The organism is Escherichia sp. KTE114 (assembly GCF_000407765.1).
In the GTDB taxonomy this organism is placed as follows: domain Bacteria; phylum Pseudomonadota; class Gammaproteobacteria; order Enterobacterales; family Enterobacteriaceae; genus Escherichia; species Escherichia ruysiae.
Window position 1 is genome coordinate 3,942,735 of sequence record NZ_KE136626.1, and the last position, 15,708, is coordinate 3,958,442.

The window sequence follows — 15,708 nt, forward strand, 5'->3', positions numbered from 1 at the left end:
CTCCCGTAAATTCCGATTGGATATCGGCTATGGATTGTCCTGGCCCGCCTTTGCGGGCAATCATAATCCTGGTCGTTACAGGCTATTTTTTCCATTCTCAGGATGTTTTTTCAGCGTTTTCTGTTGGCTCGATTCATCAGAAAAAGTGTTACAGCGGTCAAGTTTTCACCGCAAAGGTATTTTAAAGGTATTATTTGATGGTATTGTCAGCGCGTACCTTACATTACCTGTCATGAAGGAATTAAAAGATGAAAACAACAGCAAAGCTGTCGTTCATGATGTTTGTTGAATGGTTTATCTGGGGCGCGTGGTTTGTGCCATTGTGGTTGTGGTTAAGTAAAAGTGGTTTTAGTGCCGGAGAAATTGGCTGGTCGTATGCCTGTACCGCTATTGCGGCGATCCTGTCGCCGATTCTGGTTGGCTCCATCACAGACCGCTTTTTCTCAGCGCAAAAAGTGCTGGCTGTATTGATGTTCGCTGGCGCAGTGCTGATGTACTTCGCTGCACAGCAAACCACTTTTGCCGGGTTCTTCCCGTTACTGCTGGCCTACTCGCTAACCTATATGCCGACCATTGCGCTGACTAACAGTATCGCCTTTGCCAACGTGCCGGATGTGGAGCGTGATTTCCCGCGCATTCGGGTGATGGGCACTATCGGCTGGATTGCCTCCGGTCTGGCATGTGGATTCTTGCCGCAAATGCTGGGTTATGCCGATATTTCACCGACCAATATTCCACTGCTGATTACCGCCGCAAGTTCTGCTCTGCTCGGTGTGTTTGCGTTTTTCCTGCCCGACACGCCGCCAAAAAGCACTGGCAAAATGGACATTAAAGTCATGCTCGGCCTGGATGCGCTGATCCTGCTACGCGATAAAAACTTCCTCGTCTTTTTCTTCTGTTCGTTCCTGTTTGCGATGCCGCTGGCATTCTATTACATCTTTGCCAACGGTTATCTGACCGAAGTCGGCATGAAAAACGCCACCGGCTGGATGACGCTCGGCCAGTTCTCTGAAATCTTCTTTATGCTGGCATTGCCGTTTTTCACCAAACGCTTTGGTATCAAAAAGGTATTATTGCTTGGTCTGGTCACTGCCGCAATTCGCTATGGCTTCTTTATTTACGGCAGTGCGGATGAATATTTCACCTACGCGTTACTGTTCCTCGGCATTTTGTTGCACGGCGTAAGTTACGATTTTTACTACGTTACTGCCTACATCTATGTCGATAAAAAAGCTCCCGTGCATATGCGTACCGCCGCGCAGGGGCTGATCACGCTCTGCTGCCAGGGCTTCGGCAGTTTGCTCGGTTATCGTCTTGGCGGCGTGATGATGGAAAAGATGTTCGCTTATCAGGAGCCGGTAAACGGCCTGACTTTCAACTGGGCTGGAATGTGGACTTTCGGCGCGGTGATGATTGCCATTATCGCCGTGCTGTTCATGATTTTTTTCCGCGAATCCGACAACGAAATTACTGCTATCAAAGTCGATGATCGCGATATTGCGTTGACACAAGAGGAAGCAAAATGAAAACAGAACGTATTCTCGGTGCTCTTTACGGGCAGGCGTTAGGGGATGCGATGGGGATGCCCTCCGAGCTTTGGCCTCGTTCCCGCGTCAAAGCGCACTTTGGCTGGATTGACCGATTTCTGCCTGGACCAAAGGAGAATAACGCGGCCTGTTATTTTAACCGCGCCGAATTTACTGACGACACCTCGATGGCGCTGTGTCTGGCGGATGCGCTGTTGGAACGTGAAGGCGAGATCGACCCGGATCTGATTGGGCGTAATATTCTCGACTGGGCGCTGCGTTTCGACGCCTTCAACAAAAACGTGCTTGGCCCGACCTCAAAAATTGCGCTTAACGCCATTCGCGACGGTAAACCCGTTGCCGAACTGGAAAACAATGGCGTGACCAACGGTGCCGCGATGCGCGTCTCACCATTGGGTTGTTTGCTTCCGGCGCGCGATGTTGATTCCTTTATTGATGATGTGGCGCTGGCGTCCAGCCCGACCCATAAATCCGATCTGGCGGTTGCAGGTGCGGTAGTCATCGCATGGGCGATTTCTCGTGCCATTGACGGAGAAAGCTGGTCAGCGATTGTTGATTCACTGCCTTCGATTGCGCGACATGCTCAACAAAAACGCATCACTACGTTCAGCGCCTCACTGGCGGCACGTCTGGAGATTGCGCTGAAGATTGTTCGTCACGCCGACGGCACCGAATCCGCCAGCGAACAGCTTTACCAGGTGGTTGGCGCGGGCACCAGCACTATCGAGTCCGTTCCGTGCGCCATTGCGCTGGTTGAACTGGCACAAACCGATCCTAACCGCTGCGCCGTCCTGTGCGCCAATCTTGGCGGCGACACTGACACCATCGGCGCGATGGCAACGGCGATTTGTGGCGCGTTGCATGGCGTTAATGCTATCGATCCGGCATTAAAGGCAGAGCTGGATGCGGTAAATCAGCTTGATTTCAACCGTTACGCCACGGCGCTGGCGAAGTATCGCCAACAACGGGAGGCGGTATGAGCGGCGCTCGGTTACACACGCTGCTGCCACAATTAACGACGCGTCAGCCGGTTATGGTAATTGGCGCGGCGGTCATTGATGTGATCGCCGACGCTTACGCCCTGCCCTGGCGCGGGTGCGATATCGAACTGAAACAGCAGAGCGTAAATGTTGGCGGCTGTGCGTTGAACATTGCCGTGGCGTTAAAGCGTCTCGGTATCGAAGCGGGTAACGCCTTGCCGCTCGGTCAGGGGGTGTGGGCGGAGATTATTCGCAACCGAATGGCAAAAGAGGGATTAATCAGCCTGATCGATAATGCCAAAGGCGATAACGGCTGGTGTCTGGCGCTGGTTGAGCCGGATGGCGAACGCACTTTTATGTCGTTCAGCGGCGTGGAAAATCAGTGGAATCACCAGTGGCTGGCGCGACTAACCGTTACACCTGGTAGCCTGCTCTATTTTTCTGGTTATCAACTGGCCTCGCCTTGCGGCGAATTGTTGGTGGATTGGCTGGAAGAGCTGCAAGAGGTGACGCCGTTTATCGATTTTGGCCCACGTATTGGCGATATCCCGGATGCATTACTGGCGCGGATCATGGCCTGTCGACCTTTAGTGTCACTCAATCGTCAAGAGGCTGAGATTGCCGCCGAACGTTTTGCTTTATCCGCAGAGATAACAACACTAGGCAAGCAATGGCAGGAGAAATTTGCCGCGCCATTGATCGTTCGTCTGGATAAAGAAGGTGCCTGGTATTTCAGCGACAACGCATCAGGCTGTGTTCCGGCATTTCCAACGCAAGTCGTTGATACGATTGGTGCAGGTGATAGCCATGCAGGTGGCGTACTTGCCGGGCTGGCATCCGGTCTGTCAATGGCAGATGCAGTGTTGCTGGGTAATGCGGTGGCGTCGTGGGTTGTCGGGCATCGGGGCGGTGATTGCGCGCCAACGCGCGAGGAACTACTCCTCGCACACAAAAACATATAGATCGCTGCGACAGTGACTGATGCTGTATTCAATTGGCCGTTGCTGTTGGTCAAGCGCCACTTGCTTGATCACCAGCACCGGTATTTTGCTATCTAACTGAATATGTGACTGAAACTCGGCATCCGGCATTCGGGCGCTAACGCGGGAACGGGTACGCTTTGGAAAAATATGCTGACTGCGAAAGTAGTCATAAAGAGAAATACCGATGGCATCAACATCATGAATTAAATGCGCAGGAACCCACGACTCCTCAATCGATACCGCTTCTTCATCCACGTAGCGAATGCGCTTAAGCAAGAAGACATCACTTCCTGCTTCAACCGCCAGCTGCTGCGCGACGTCTTCGGGGCACTCTACCACTCGCTTGTTAACCCACAGCGTGTCGGGCTTTTTACCGCGCAACACCACCTGCTGCGAAAAGCCTCGCGCTTCTTTTAACGAGTATTCGAAAATGTTGTTGATCTGCGTGCCGTAACCACGCGAACGCGTCACCACACCCTCTTCTTCCAGCGCCTGCATCGCCTTGCGCACCGTAATGCGCGAAACGCCGGTTAACTGACTTAAATCGCGTTCGCCGGGCAAAATATTGCCATGCTCCAGCACCCCGCTGCGCACGGCATTTTTTACCGTTTCGGCAAACTTAATATAAAGCGGCGTGTTGTCAGCCGCTAAAATACGTTCGTTCAGTTGGGCGATAAGCTGGGTATGCGCTTGTTCCATTTGTCTTTTTCCTGCCGGGGAGTCTGGTGGGAGTATATCACTGCTTCTTATTTAAGGCGTTTCTTTAATCCCATGAACGAATGCCTGCAACTCCTCCACCGTGCCATTAAACACATTAAAATCTACCGGACCATTAATGCCATCCACCTGTCCACGGTCGGAATGCTGCCAGAAACGCCAGGCTATTCCGTCATTGTCCGGACGACGTTGATAGTAGTGAGCCACCCACCACGGATATTCATTGAAATATCCCGCCAGATTGGTGTGATAAAAAACGGCTCCGGAGTAAATAATCGGCTTTTTCCCCGTACTTTTTTCGACCATTTTTAGCCACTGACTGACCCGCTTGCGTAATTCTTTTGCCGATAATTTTCCCCGCTCTTCTACGTCCAGCACCGCAGGAAAATCATCTTGTGTAAAATCCACCGTTTGCAGAAATAATCGCGCCTGAACAGGCGCTGCTATCGACGGAGAAAAATAATGATATGCCCCACGCAGCAGGCCATTTTCGCGGCTTTGACGCCAGTTACGCGAAAAATAGGGATCCACCAGCTTTTCGCCTTCCGTCGCCTTAATAAAGGCAAATTGTAAGCGGATACCGTTATCGCGCATTTTTGCCACCCGCTGCCAGTCGATCCGCTCCTGCCAGCGTGAAACATCTATTCCGTGAATGGTATAACTGGCAGGAATGCGAATAGCAAAAGATTTGACCGGGCGATAACCGTAAAAGTGAATGTAGTCTTTGATCTGAATTGCTGTGGAATAGAAAAAATTCACCGTCTGGCGGGGATAAATCGCAACGATGGAAATTAGCGCCAGAGCGCATAACAAAGCGGTGAATTTTTTGCGACTGACGATTTTTAGCTGCATTAGTTTCATCCCTGAATTTCAGCGCAAAAAAGCTGACAATAACCAAAGCAGCTATAGTACGGTGCTCACCACCAGGCGTGGAAGTGGTGAACCGGACCAATTCCGTGGCCGACTTCCAGTGAGTCTGCCTGGGCTAACGCTGCCGACAGCCAGCTTTTTGCTTCCTGAACGGTATCAGCCCAGTTTGTATGACGCGGGCGTAATGCCGCCAGTGCCGCAGAGAGCGTACAACCGGTGCCGTGGGTGTTTTTGGTCATAATACGCGGCGCAGCAAAGCGTTGTTCGCCGTCACAGGTAAACAGCCAGTCCGGGCTTTGTTCATCATCCAGATGACCGCCTTTCATCAGCACAGCGCCACAGCCCATCGCCAATAATTCACGTCCCTGCTCCAGCATTTCCTGTTCATTACGCGCGTGTGGCGCATCGAGCAAAGCGGCTGCTTCCGGCAAGTTCGGAGTAATTAATGAAACCTGTGGCAATAATCGACTACGCAGCGTGGCTACCGCCGAAGGTGAAAGCAGAGGGTCGCCGCTTTTCGCCAGCATGACGGTATCCAGCACCACGTTTTGGATCTGATAACGTTGCAGCCGTTCTGCTACCGCTTCAACGATATCGGTTTCTGCCAACATGCCGATTTTGGTGGTGTCGATTCGCACATCGCTGAACACCGAATCAAGCTGTGCGGCGACAAAATCAGGCTCAATGCGATACACCGACTGTACGCCACGGGTATTTTGCGCCACCAGCGCGGTGATTACCGAACAGCCGTAAGCGCCAAGTGCCGAAAAAGTTTTAAGATCGGCCTGAATCCCCGCGCCGCCGCTCGGGTCAGTACCGGCTATCGTCAGAGCGTTAATCCGTTTCATGCCTGCACCTCCTGCGTCAGCTGCCAGAGCGCATCAAGGAAATGTGGGACGAAACTGCCCGGCCCTTTGCTTCTGATGACTGCGCGTTCTCCCGCTTGTTTCATCCAGTGACAGGCAGATGCGACATTTTTCAACTGATCGCCTGGTAATGCACAACAGGCAGCGACAACTGCCGATAATGCGCAGCCAGTTCCTACTACTCTGGTCATTAACAGGTCACCGCCATGAATGCCAACGGTGCGACAACCATCGGTAACATAATCCACGTCGCCAGTGACCACGACGATTGCGCCGGTTTCATTTGCCAGAGTTTGTGCGGCGGGCAACGCGTTGGCGGCGGCGTCAGTAGTATCTACACCACGACCACCATTGGCAATGCCTGCTAATGCCATGATTTCCGAAGCATTACCGCGTATGGCGCTTGGTTTATGAGACAAGAGTTCCAGACAAAAACGGCGGCGATAATCGAGTGCACCAACCGCTACTGGATCAAGCGTCCAGGGCGTTTGGGAGCGTTTTGCCTGTTCTATGGCGGCACGCATCGCCTGTGCGCGTGGCTGCGTCAATGTACCAACGTTAATCAGCAAGGCACTGGCAATTGCCGCAAATTGACTGGCCTCTTCGGTTTCGATAACCATCGCTGGCGATGCGCCGAGCGCCAGTAAAGTATTGGCAGTAAAGGTTTGCACCACATCATTGGTCATGCAATGCACAAGGGGGGAATATTGGTGAAAAAGGTGTAACACGGGCGCAGATTGCGCCGGACTCAGCAGGTCGACTTGCATAATTTGCTCCTGCCATAACGTGAAGAAGCAATGACCTGGCGGTCTGTGACTTCCCTACGCTGGCATTATCCAGATCAGGTGATACGGGTATTTCTCAGCCTTCACGCAGAAGGGCACCCCGAGTCGTTTGGTTGCGATAATGAATCGCAAAGGAGGATGTTAATGTCCGGCGCGCGCGTTGTAAACGAGGAAAAATGGCAGTATTACAATAACGTTAAGGAACTATTTTATATAAGAATCCAGCACCTTAAGGACAACATCCAGGTCTTCTTCACGCTTTAGTTCATCACCCTGGTGAACAATGTGTTCCGTCAGATGCCCTTTAATCACTTCCCGCATCAGGCCGTTTACCGCACCACGAATGGCGGCAATCTGTTGTAGAACGGCAGCGCATTCATGCGGTTCATCGAGCATTTTCTTGAGCGCAACGACCTGGCCCTGAATCTTACTGGCACGCGCTTTTAGTTTTTGTTTATCGCGGATGGTATGAGACATGGCAACACCTGGTTAACAAGATAATGAAAAATCATATCACTATTAATCTACTGGGGGGTAGTATCATGTACTGGGGGGAGTAGAATCTCTGCATCCATTTAATACTAAGAATTATTATCATGACCGAATTTACCACTCTTCTTCAGCAAGGAAACGCCTGGTTTTTTATTCCCAGCGCCATCTTACTTGGTGCGCTTCATGGCCTGGAGCCAGGGCACTCAAAAACGATGATGGCGGCGTTTATCATCGCCATTAAAGGTACGATTAAACAGGCGGTAATGCTTGGACTGGCAGCAACCATTTCGCATACTGCGGTAGTCTGGTTGATTGCCTTTGGCGGGATGGTGATCAGCAAACGCTTTACTGCGCAGTCGGCGGAACCGTGGCTACAGTTAATTTCTGCGGTCATCATTCTCGGCACCGCATTATGGATGTTCTGGCGCACATGGCGCGGTGAACGAAACTGGCTTGAGAATATGCACGGGCATGATCACGAGCACCACCATCATGACCATGATCACGAACATCATCACCATCACGAACATGGCGAGAATGTCGAATATCAGGACGCCCATGAGCTGGCTCACGCAAATGACATTAAACGACGCTTTGATGGCAGGGAAGTCACGAACTGGCAGATTTTACTGTTTGGCTTGACTGGCGGACTGATTCCCTGCCCTGCAGCGATAACTGTGCTGCTGATTTGTATTCAACTGAAAGCCCTCACTCTGGGAGCAACTCTGGTCGTCAGTTTCAGTATTGGCCTCGCGTTAACGCTGGTCACCGTGGGCGTTGGCGCAGCAATCAGTGTCCAGCAAGTGGCAAAACGCTGGAGCGGCTTTAACACACTCGCCAAAAAAGCCCCCTATTTTTCCAGCCTGTTAATTGGCTTAGTCGGAGTGTATATGGGCGTGCATGGCGTTATGGGCATAATCCGATAACTCAATCCTTTGGGCTTGCATGTTATCTTCAACCCAGGATGATTCTTAAATCAGCTATTTCCGCTGACTCTTCGCCCGATGAGGATGCTTTTACAGCATCCTTTCATTTACACTTTTTACGAAATCATGGGATCACTAACAAAATATCGCTTGTCGGTTATATTGTATGACAGGAAAGATATGCGACTGATTTTACTGATCCCCAACGTGGAGAGTATATGACCATAAGAAATAAGTTATTGTTGGGTGCGCTGTTGCTGGCAACCAGCGTAGCGTGGGCCGCACCGGCCACTGCGGGTTCGACCAATGCCTCTGGAATTTCAAAGTATGAGTTGAGCAGTTTCATCGCTGACTTCAAGCATTTCAAACCAGGCGATACCGTTCCAGAGATGTACCGCACCGATGAGTACAATATTAAGCAGTGGCAGTTGCGTAACCTGCCTGCGCCTGACGCCGGAACCCACTGGACCTATATGGGTGGCGCATATGTGTTGATCAACGACACTGACGGTAAAATAATTAAAGCCTACGACGGCGAAATATTTTACCATCGCTAAAAAAAGCCCCCTCATCATGAGGGGGCAAATGCAGACACCTTGTTATTTTTTATTATTAGCCACTTGCTCGTCTTACTTGTTATTAGTCATATTTCACGTTGATTAATGCGGTAGCCTCCAGTGCGCCAGATTTAACTTTGTTTTTATCATAAACATAGTAACTGGCTGTTATTGGAATTGAGACCGTTGTATCTGTAATTTTTGACTTAGCCGCAATTTCCTTTAAATTTGTATATCCTGTACTACTGTCAGTGATATTTAAAAGTGTGACTGGCGAACCATTACTTTCAAGAATAAATCCTACGCCATTATCTTCCGCACCTTTCAGTATCGTGTTACTGCTGGTTAACAAGTCAGAACTTGATAAATACACCTGCATTTTCCGTGATGTTTGATTTTGTTGACCTAATAAATTTTTACAACGCAGAATAATATCCCCTTTCTTGCTATTTATTGTTGTTTTGTTACCTGTGGCTGGTAACTGTGAAACGGGAATACTCTCTAAAGTAATTAATAAATCATCAGGTTTGCAGGTCGTTGTTATCGGGTTGTATGACAATGCCAGATTAAAGGAATAGACACCTGCATTCTGTGCCAATGCATTTCTGTAGCTATTCACACATGCATCCCACGACTTTCCTCCTAACAAACACAGTAAAAATTGTACTGCGGCACTCCCACGCGTTGTTGATGAAGCACTGGATAATGTCGCGACACCATTAATCATCCCTGCTCCGCCGCCCCCCGCAGAAACATTCACTTTCGCGTTACTGGCTGCCGATGTCACCGTTACTGAATAACCACTGGTGAAACTGGTCTGGTTATTTGATAATGTGATGCTGTTTTTGTTAGTCCATTCAAAATGTAAATTTAATTTGATGGTATCGTTATAAAGCCCAACAATAATATCCGAAGGACTCATGGGGGTAATGGTATTCGTACTCACGCATGACGAATCATTAAAATTATGTTCATATGTCGCTGTTTGTGTTTGAGTTAGCGCAAAATCCCCCTGAACAACCAAATTATGCTGCGCTGACAACTCTCCATAACATGCCGCATAGCTCGCAGGTATAACCATCATCATGAATATAAATAACACTATGTTAATTCTCATAAAGTTACCCGATGCTTATTGGCAAGTATAAGTTCTAGTTTCATCAATCACTTTACCGAAGGTGATTGTGCATGAAAGCCCTTGTTGTTTATCAATAGCCACATTAACTGATGGCGGAATTTCATTGGTGCGTATAAAAAGCTGACTTCCCTGACCGACAACGCCAATATTATGACCATGGATATCATTGACTTCATAACCAAACGTTAATGGTTGTCCATCCGCTCTTAACGCTTTTATAAACCAGGGCTTGCGCTGATCGGTATCAAAATTAACCAGCACGACCGCACCGCGATAAGGGGCGGCAATTTTCCGGTTACCGCGTAATTCTGTTTCGCTATCGCTTTGCGACACATCCAGCATCAGGTGATTTTCCCGATAAGAGGTCATTCCGTCGTATACCACCACCCCATTATGATTTGTCGTGCGATATTTTTGTCCATTCACGTAGGCATCTTTAATTCCTGGTGCATACATCACAGCAAACGTTTCAGAAAGACGGTTTGCCAGATTCACACCGCCAGACCAGGCGATAACGCCCCCTGAAATACTGGCTCCAGCCTGCCTATACGTGCTGGACTGACTATAACTACCATTCACTGTCGCCATCGGCGCGTTCCAGGTTAAATTTGCACCAGCTGTCGTTTCATTTCCCTGATGCTGATGACTCAGGTTGACACCATAGTTAAACTGATCGCGGCTCCCAACCGTTCCCGATATTCCTGTATTGTTTGAGGCAAGCCCCTGATCATCAAACGTCGTTGAGTTAGACATATATATTTGCCGCCGTGGTGTCGTGACGTCATCACCCCAGTCAAAGGGAATCGAGATAAAAATATTAAAGCGTTTCTCTTCATGATGATTCTCGTCATACGCCTGACTTGCTGCGAGGGTATAGCTTATCCGTTGCAAGTTATTGGAGTAACTCAACTGATAATCTTTACTGCTGCCGCTACGCCCCCAGTAATCTCGCCATAACATACTTAATGACACAGAACCCCAGCCTTCGGGCAATGACTGGCTCATATTGGCAGAGAAGCTATTTTTACGGCCAAAATCATTCTGGTAATAATCGGCAATATCATAGACATCATTTTTATCGCGACGATAATTATCTTTATTATTTGCCCAGACATAATCGTTAAACGTCCGGTAATCGCGCGAAGAATAACGCCAGGCTGCCAGGCCAAAACGCGTCGATGTTTGAGTCACAAATTTGTTGTAGGCTATCTGATAACTTTGTCCGTCAAAAACATCGCCATTATCTTGCTTACTATGGGATTTTGTTGCATCGACAGAAATTGCGCCAATGCGTGTATTCCAGCCAGTCCCAAGAGTAAACGCGTAGTAATTATTGGCAATCATCGTGCCGCCATACAGCGTTAATAAATTATTAAAGCCATACTGGTAACCGACCTGAACAAAATCGCTTTGCTTATTTGCTCCTTCAATATGGCTACGACCCGCCGCAAAATCATATTTCGACACGCCCGGTTGCAACATATTTGGCACCGCCGAATAAGGCACCAGATACGTGGTAACCGAACCGTCAGCCTCTTTCACGCTAACATCAAGATCCGCTCCACCACCCGCTAACTGCAGATCAGTAATCGAAAACGGGCCTGGCGGAACCTCCTTCTGGTAAACGACAAAACCGTTTTGTTCAATAGTTACCAGCGCGTTGCTCTGCGCAATCCCCTGCACCCGTGGGGTAAAATTTTGCTTCGAGTCAGGCAACATCTGCATATCGCGAAACAGTCGCACGCCGCTAAAGCGAACAGAGTCAAAAATATCGCTTGAGGTGTACATATCACCAACACGCAGCGTGCCGAGAATTTGTGCAAATCCGCGTTCCAGATACAGGGTATTGCTTTTCCAAACTCCTGGATTGTTATCCGTTTTGCTGAAACTGGCATCAGAATGCAGTTGCCACCCCAGCAGATTTAATCCACTGTTAAAACGAATATAACTACTCTTACTATTACCCGACGCTTTATAGTCGCTGTAATACTGGCTCATATAATAAGAAGTATAAAAAGCATTGATACCCCGTTCCCAGTTTTCCGGCGGAACATAACCACTTTCCAGTTCATCAACCCAGGCTTGCGGAACGCTGAAATCTAAACGAAAAACACCGATATCCCAGGCATAGCTCCCGCCCTGAACAAGTTGCTCTAATGTTAAACATTGACTGCCACTGGCGAAGCTATCGGTATTAATACCTAACCGCTTTATAATTTCTCTCGCCAGGCATGTTTCTTCGGGATTATCCTTAACGATAACCTCGTATTTTCCACGCCATTGCTTATTGACATAAATATCGACGTCATACTGGCCCGGTAAAGGTTGATTATCATCCAGGCGAATATGAGCAACCTGTTGGTCTTTCATTCCGCCCATCATAAAATGGGTATCAAAGGTTTCTTCTGCTGCATGAACTTCAATGCCGAGCAATAACACAACGATTGCTGATGCGAGTGGGGTTATTCTCAACATAGGCAGCTCCTGCAATTAAATTTTGTCGCTAATATAGTTGCCATCATCATCAATAATGGTCAAATGCCAGTTATTCGTATTATTAGTTTTGACGTTAACACTCTGGCTTTCTAATGGCGCAATCATGATGGTTTCATAATTGACTTTGACATTATTCGCTTTTACATCGGAAATAGTCACCCAGTTCGGTGAATCATTTTTTATCACCAGTCCATTGCCGCTACGATTTACCAGCAATTTCTTAAACGTTGCTTTATTTACCGGAGCAATACCCGACGGTCGGTAAAACAATTTGATTCTGTTTTGCATCGCAAACTTCAGTGCATTCTTGCCTTCTTGCTCTGGACTATTTGGTGGAATATCCAGAACATTCAGATAAAAAATACTCTCTTTATTAGTAGGCAGCTTATTCGGCATAATTTTAATTTTTACTTGCTGCCCGGAATTTGCTCCTATTTTTGCCACTGGCGGCGTTAACATGAAAGGAACCTGAATTTTTTCTGGTGGCAGCGACGTGTCGCCATCATCAATCCACGCCTGCAGCAGCGAAGAGCGATTTCCCTGATTCATCAACTGTACCATCACTTCTTTTTTTTCTGCCGGGTAAATAATACGTGTCCCGTAGATGACAATTCCGGCATGGGCAGGAATGACCATAGAAAAAATGAGTAAAGGTAATAATCCTTTCATCTTAATGCCCCTTGAATTAAAAGGCCGCCATGGGGATAGCGGCCATGTTTATTACCTGGAGAAACTTGCAAATTTATTTAATTATTAATCCTGAGCCACACGCATAACTAAAGAAGATACCACATCACCTGATTGCACTGAGCTTTCTGTCAGTTTCAGGTATTTCGCTTTAAACGGAATCGCATATTGACCATCCGCTGTTTTATAGCTTTCAATATTAAAAGGCGCTGAAACATCCAGTACATCACTGTTATCACCTAAATAGAGATAATAACCCACGGTATCGTTACTACTGGCTATAGCCTTATCATTTCCGGTTATTTTATCATTGGTGATCAACGAGAGTTTTACACCAGCTACTTCTTTCGGACAGCTAATTTTTAACATGCTACTGGTTACACCGACGGCATCATCATAGGTAGAATATTTCGCTTTACCTTCAAAGACAGTGGTTGGTACGGTTGGCATATTAATACTTACTGAATCACCACCCGCTTCAAATTTACACGGAGACTCTGCAATATTCCCCTTAATGGTTAAAGTTCCGGTATCAACGTCTGCAGCAAATACGCCAGCACTCATGAAAAAAGAAGAAAAGACAGCGGCAGCAATAATTGAATGTTTCATAATAGGTTCCTTAATAGAATTTATTTTGGTTGTTAAGAGTCTGTATCTCGTGGAAACAAATTTCTCACACACAGAAAGTTGCCGCAATGTAAACACATTGTTTTATTGATTTAAAACAAATTAACTATTGCAATATAATTACAACAAATACTTAAGAAAGTTAAATATTTACCCCATCTATTAATTGATATAATTTATTGTTAACCACATTCTTCAAATATATAAAAAAGCTCAAATCATTCATAAGAGTGATTTGAGCTTTCAAAATATGATTAAAACAGTGTTGCCTGATTAATCGTAGCGATTTAATACGATTCGACGTTTGCTATCGTTGCCCGCTACCAGCTCTGTAGTAACGCCTTTTACCGGCGAAGAAATCCGATGCCGGGTATCAACGCTTTGCGATACCTGACCGCAATGCTGTTGGAGTTGGCTATTAACAATATCCATACTGCATGTCGGGGGGCTGATCCTGCCATTGATAGTTAATGTGGCAGTATCTGATGAGAACGCGGGTGACGCCAATCCATAAGCGAGAAAAATAATTCCTGACAGCCAATACTTATTCATTGAACGTTATCCCTGTAGTAAAGGTTATGCCTGGATAGATTGAGTGCATAACAAACTATAGCTGTACATCCACTACACAGCCACGAAGGATGATAAAGAGGCTTTACCTGTACGATCAATCTACTTTGTACAGTTTAGGACTAAGATCCGCTGAATATTTGCAGCATTAAAAAAGTGTTCATTTAAAGCCACAAAAATAAATACACCGCATCAATATATTATTGCTGCGGTGTATAAGGAATGACCAGAAAGGTTAATACGCGTTAGACCGCGCGGAAGGAAATCTCGCCAGGAATGACTTCACCCTGCCAGTAGAGCTGGGCAGCCACGCGGTCAGCCAGCTGGCGGTAGATAGTGGTAAATTCACTTTCCGGACGACTGATAACCGTTGGCGTGCCTTTATCGAGATCTTCACGTAAGGAGATGTGTAATGGCATCTGCCCCAGCAACTGCGTGTGATATTTCTCGGCCAGTTTCTCTGCACCGCCAGTGCCGAAAATCGGCTCATGATGACCACAGTTACTGCAAATATGGACGCTCATGTTCTCGACAATACCGAGCACCGGAACTTCGACTTTCTCGAACATCACAATGCCTTTTTTCGCGTCGATCAACGCGATGTCCTGCGGCGTGGTGACCACGACTGCGCCGGTTACTGGAATGTTTTGCGCTAGTGTCAATTGAATGTCACCGGTGCCTGGCGGCATGTCGAGCACCAGATAGTCGAGATCCGGCCACAAAGTTTCCTGCAACATCTGCATTAACGCCTTGCTCGCCATCGGGCCACGCCACACCATCGCGTTGTCGTCAGTGACCAGATAACCAATTGAATTGGTTGCCAGGCCATGAGACATAATCGGTGCCATGTGAGTCCCGTCCGGCGAGGTCGGACGCTGATTTTCTGCCCCCAGCATGGTTGGGATAGACGGACCATAAATGTCGGCATCCAGAATACCGACTTTCGCGCCTTCCGCCGCCAGCGCCAGCGCCAGGTTTACCGCCGTGGAGGATTTACCCACGCCGCCTTTGCCGGAACTGACCGCGATAATGTTCTTCACGCCGTTAATTCCCGGCTGATTTTTAACGCGTTTCAGGGTGGCAATATTATGCGACAGTTTCCAGTCGATAGCTTTTGCCCCGGTGATACGCAACAATTCGGCGCTACATTGCTCTTTTAACTCTTCGAACGCGCTATGCCAGACGAACGGCATAACCAGCTCCACATGCAGGGTGTCGTCCATCCAGGCGACATGATGCAACGCTTTCAGCGTGGTAAGGTTATGCTTCAGGGTTGGGTGCTGAAAATTAGCCAGTGTCCCGGCGACCATTGCGCGCAAGGCTTCTGGTGATTTGGCCTGGGATTGTTCGTTCATCCCGACTCCTTATTTATATAGATAAACCATCAGCTAAATAGTTTACCTGAAGAAAATAGATAAGTACTTACTTAACATTTTCCCATTTGGTACTATCTAACCCCTTTTCACT

The 15,708-nt window shown here is 47.8% G+C and carries 16 protein-coding genes and 1 riboswitch; of the genes, 5 read left to right on the plus strand and 11 right to left on the minus strand.

What is annotated here, in order from left to right; translation table 11 throughout:
- Window positions 1–248 precede the first annotated feature (248 nt).
- From WC5_RS02465 to WC5_RS02455, 3 genes are read left to right on the plus strand one after another with little or no spacing between them, the layout of a single operon-like run.
- A complete protein-coding gene (locus WC5_RS02465; protein ID WP_000858513.1) occupies window positions 249–1,526 on the plus strand; it encodes a nucleoside permease in 1,278 nt (425 codons plus the stop codon).
- The gene (locus tag WC5_RS02460) at window positions 1,523–2,527 is read left to right on the plus strand and encodes an ADP-ribosylglycohydrolase family protein (protein WP_000846198.1); all 1,005 of its coding nucleotides are present in this window, start codon (window positions 1,523–1,525) and stop codon (window positions 2,525–2,527) included. The genes WC5_RS02465 and WC5_RS02460 overlap by 4 nt, the downstream gene beginning before the upstream one ends.
- Complete coding sequence (locus WC5_RS02455) at window positions 2,524–3,489, plus strand: carbohydrate kinase family protein (protein ID WP_016231812.1); 966 nt, start codon at window positions 2,524–2,526, stop codon at window positions 3,487–3,489. Before WC5_RS02460 ends, WC5_RS02455 begins: the two co-directional genes overlap by 4 nt.
- On the opposite strand, the gene WC5_RS02450 is transcribed toward WC5_RS02455, so the two are convergent.
- From WC5_RS02450 to rcnR, 5 genes are all read right to left on the minus strand, one after another.
- Window positions 3,463–4,209 (minus strand): GntR family transcriptional regulator, encoded by a 747-nt coding sequence (locus tag WC5_RS02450; protein WP_000434024.1) that lies wholly within the window; start codon window positions 4,207–4,209, stop codon window positions 3,463–3,465. The genes WC5_RS02455 and WC5_RS02450 overlap by 27 nt on opposite strands.
- Window positions 4,210–4,260: 51 nt before the next feature.
- Window positions 4,261–5,079, minus strand: coding sequence for a glycoside hydrolase family 25 protein (locus tag WC5_RS02445; protein ID WP_010351133.1), 819 nt, complete (start codon window positions 5,077–5,079; stop codon window positions 4,261–4,263).
- A 65-nt stretch (window positions 5,080–5,144) separates the two neighbouring features.
- Window positions 5,145–5,945 carry a bifunctional hydroxymethylpyrimidine kinase/phosphomethylpyrimidine kinase gene (thiD, locus tag WC5_RS02440; protein ID WP_000822264.1) on the minus strand — a complete coding sequence of 267 codons (801 nt, stop codon included), beginning with the start codon at window positions 5,943–5,945 and terminating at the stop codon, window positions 5,145–5,147.
- Window positions 5,942–6,730, minus strand: a complete 789-nt coding sequence (gene thiM / locus WC5_RS02435; protein WP_001195572.1) for a hydroxyethylthiazole kinase — start codon at window positions 6,728–6,730, stop codon at window positions 5,942–5,944. Before thiM ends, thiD begins: the two co-directional genes overlap by 4 nt.
- 34 nt (window positions 6,731–6,764) lie before the next feature.
- Window positions 6,765–6,861, minus strand: a riboswitch (TPP riboswitch).
- 91 nt (window positions 6,862–6,952) lie between these two features.
- Window positions 6,953–7,225, minus strand: coding sequence for a Ni(II)/Co(II)-binding transcriptional repressor RcnR (rcnR, locus tag WC5_RS02430; RefSeq protein WP_000019944.1), 273 nt, complete (start codon window positions 7,223–7,225; stop codon window positions 6,953–6,955).
- A 119-nt stretch (window positions 7,226–7,344) separates the two neighbouring features.
- Here rcnR and WC5_RS02425 point away from each other — a divergent pair, with 119 nt between their 5' ends.
- Together WC5_RS02425 and rcnB are read left to right on the plus strand one after the other, a co-directional pair.
- Complete coding sequence (locus tag WC5_RS02425) at window positions 7,345–8,166, plus strand: nickel/cobalt efflux protein RcnA (protein WP_000134641.1); 822 nt, start codon at window positions 7,345–7,347, stop codon at window positions 8,164–8,166.
- Window positions 8,167–8,384: 218 nt separating this feature from the next.
- Window positions 8,385–8,723 (plus strand): Ni(II)/Co(II) efflux transporter accessory subunit RcnB, encoded by a 339-nt coding sequence (gene rcnB / locus WC5_RS02420; protein ID WP_000155512.1) that lies wholly within the window; start codon window positions 8,385–8,387, stop codon window positions 8,721–8,723.
- A gap of 82 nt (window positions 8,724–8,805) precedes the next feature.
- Here the strand turns inward: rcnB and WC5_RS02415 are convergent, their stop codons facing one another.
- The 6 genes from WC5_RS02415 to apbC all read right to left on the minus strand — a co-directional run bounded on the left by WC5_RS02415 (window position 8,806) and on the right by apbC (window position 15,596).
- Complete coding sequence (locus WC5_RS02415; RefSeq protein ID WP_001222155.1) at window positions 8,806–9,840, minus strand: putative fimbrial-like adhesin protein; 1,035 nt, start codon at window positions 9,838–9,840, stop codon at window positions 8,806–8,808.
- Between the two features lie 15 nt (window positions 9,841–9,855).
- Entirely contained in the window at window positions 9,856–12,336 is a 2,481-nt protein-coding gene (locus WC5_RS02410; RefSeq protein WP_000944519.1) for a fimbrial biogenesis outer membrane usher protein, read from the minus strand.
- A 15-nt stretch (window positions 12,337–12,351) separates the two neighbouring features.
- Window positions 12,352–13,026, minus strand: a complete 675-nt coding sequence (locus WC5_RS02405) for a fimbria/pilus periplasmic chaperone (RefSeq protein WP_000677378.1) — start codon at window positions 13,024–13,026, stop codon at window positions 12,352–12,354.
- 84 nt (window positions 13,027–13,110) lie between these two features.
- Window positions 13,111–13,653 carry a fimbrial protein gene (locus WC5_RS02400; RefSeq protein ID WP_000682825.1) on the minus strand — a complete coding sequence of 181 codons (543 nt, stop codon included), beginning with the start codon at window positions 13,651–13,653 and terminating at the stop codon, window positions 13,111–13,113.
- Between the two features lie 291 nt (window positions 13,654–13,944).
- Window positions 13,945–14,223 (minus strand): DUF2574 family protein, encoded by a 279-nt coding sequence (locus WC5_RS0122765; RefSeq protein ID WP_032155902.1) that lies wholly within the window; start codon window positions 14,221–14,223, stop codon window positions 13,945–13,947.
- Window positions 14,224–14,486: 263 nt separating this feature from the next.
- Window positions 14,487–15,596, minus strand: a complete 1,110-nt coding sequence (gene apbC / locus WC5_RS02395) for an iron-sulfur cluster carrier protein ApbC (RefSeq protein ID WP_001005449.1) — start codon at window positions 15,594–15,596, stop codon at window positions 14,487–14,489.
- Window positions 15,597–15,708: the final 112 nt, after the last annotated feature.

Bases quoted from the DNA above. Each gene is read 5' to 3' on its own strand.
- WC5_RS02465 (WP_000858513.1), top strand. From the start codon at position 249: ATGAAAACAACAGCAAAGCTGTCGTTCATGATGTTTGTTGAATGGTTT.
- WC5_RS02460 (WP_000846198.1), top strand. From the start codon at position 1,523: ATGAAAACAGAACGTATTCTCGGTGCTCTTTACGGGCAGGCGTTAGGG.
- WC5_RS02455 (WP_016231812.1), top strand. From the start codon at position 2,524: ATGAGCGGCGCTCGGTTACACACGCTGCTGCCACAATTAACGACGCGT.
- WC5_RS02450 (WP_000434024.1), bottom strand. From the start codon at position 4,209: ATGGAACAAGCGCATACCCAGCTTATCGCCCAACTGAACGAACGTATT.
- WC5_RS02445 (WP_010351133.1), bottom strand. From the start codon at position 5,079: ATGCAGCTAAAAATCGTCAGTCGCAAAAAATTCACCGCTTTGTTATGC.
- thiD (WP_000822264.1), bottom strand. From the start codon at position 5,945: ATGAAACGGATTAACGCTCTGACGATAGCCGGTACTGACCCGAGCGGC.
- thiM (WP_001195572.1), bottom strand. From the start codon at position 6,730: ATGCAAGTCGACCTGCTGAGTCCGGCGCAATCTGCGCCCGTGTTACAC.
- rcnR (WP_000019944.1), bottom strand. From the start codon at position 7,225: ATGTCTCATACCATCCGCGATAAACAAAAACTAAAAGCGCGTGCCAGT.
- WC5_RS02425 (WP_000134641.1), top strand. From the start codon at position 7,345: ATGACCGAATTTACCACTCTTCTTCAGCAAGGAAACGCCTGGTTTTTT.
- rcnB (WP_000155512.1), top strand. From the start codon at position 8,385: ATGACCATAAGAAATAAGTTATTGTTGGGTGCGCTGTTGCTGGCAACC.
- WC5_RS02415 (WP_001222155.1), bottom strand. From the start codon at position 9,840: ATGAGAATTAACATAGTGTTATTTATATTCATGATGATGGTTATACCT.
- WC5_RS02410 (WP_000944519.1), bottom strand. From the start codon at position 12,336: ATGTTGAGAATAACCCCACTCGCATCAGCAATCGTTGTGTTATTGCTC.
- WC5_RS02405 (WP_000677378.1), bottom strand. From the start codon at position 13,026: ATGAAAGGATTATTACCTTTACTCATTTTTTCTATGGTCATTCCTGCC.
- WC5_RS02400 (WP_000682825.1), bottom strand. From the start codon at position 13,653: ATGAAACATTCAATTATTGCTGCCGCTGTCTTTTCTTCTTTTTTCATG.
- WC5_RS0122765 (WP_032155902.1), bottom strand. From the start codon at position 14,223: ATGAATAAGTATTGGCTGTCAGGAATTATTTTTCTCGCTTATGGATTG.
- apbC (WP_001005449.1), bottom strand. From the start codon at position 15,596: ATGAACGAACAATCCCAGGCCAAATCACCAGAAGCCTTGCGCGCAATG.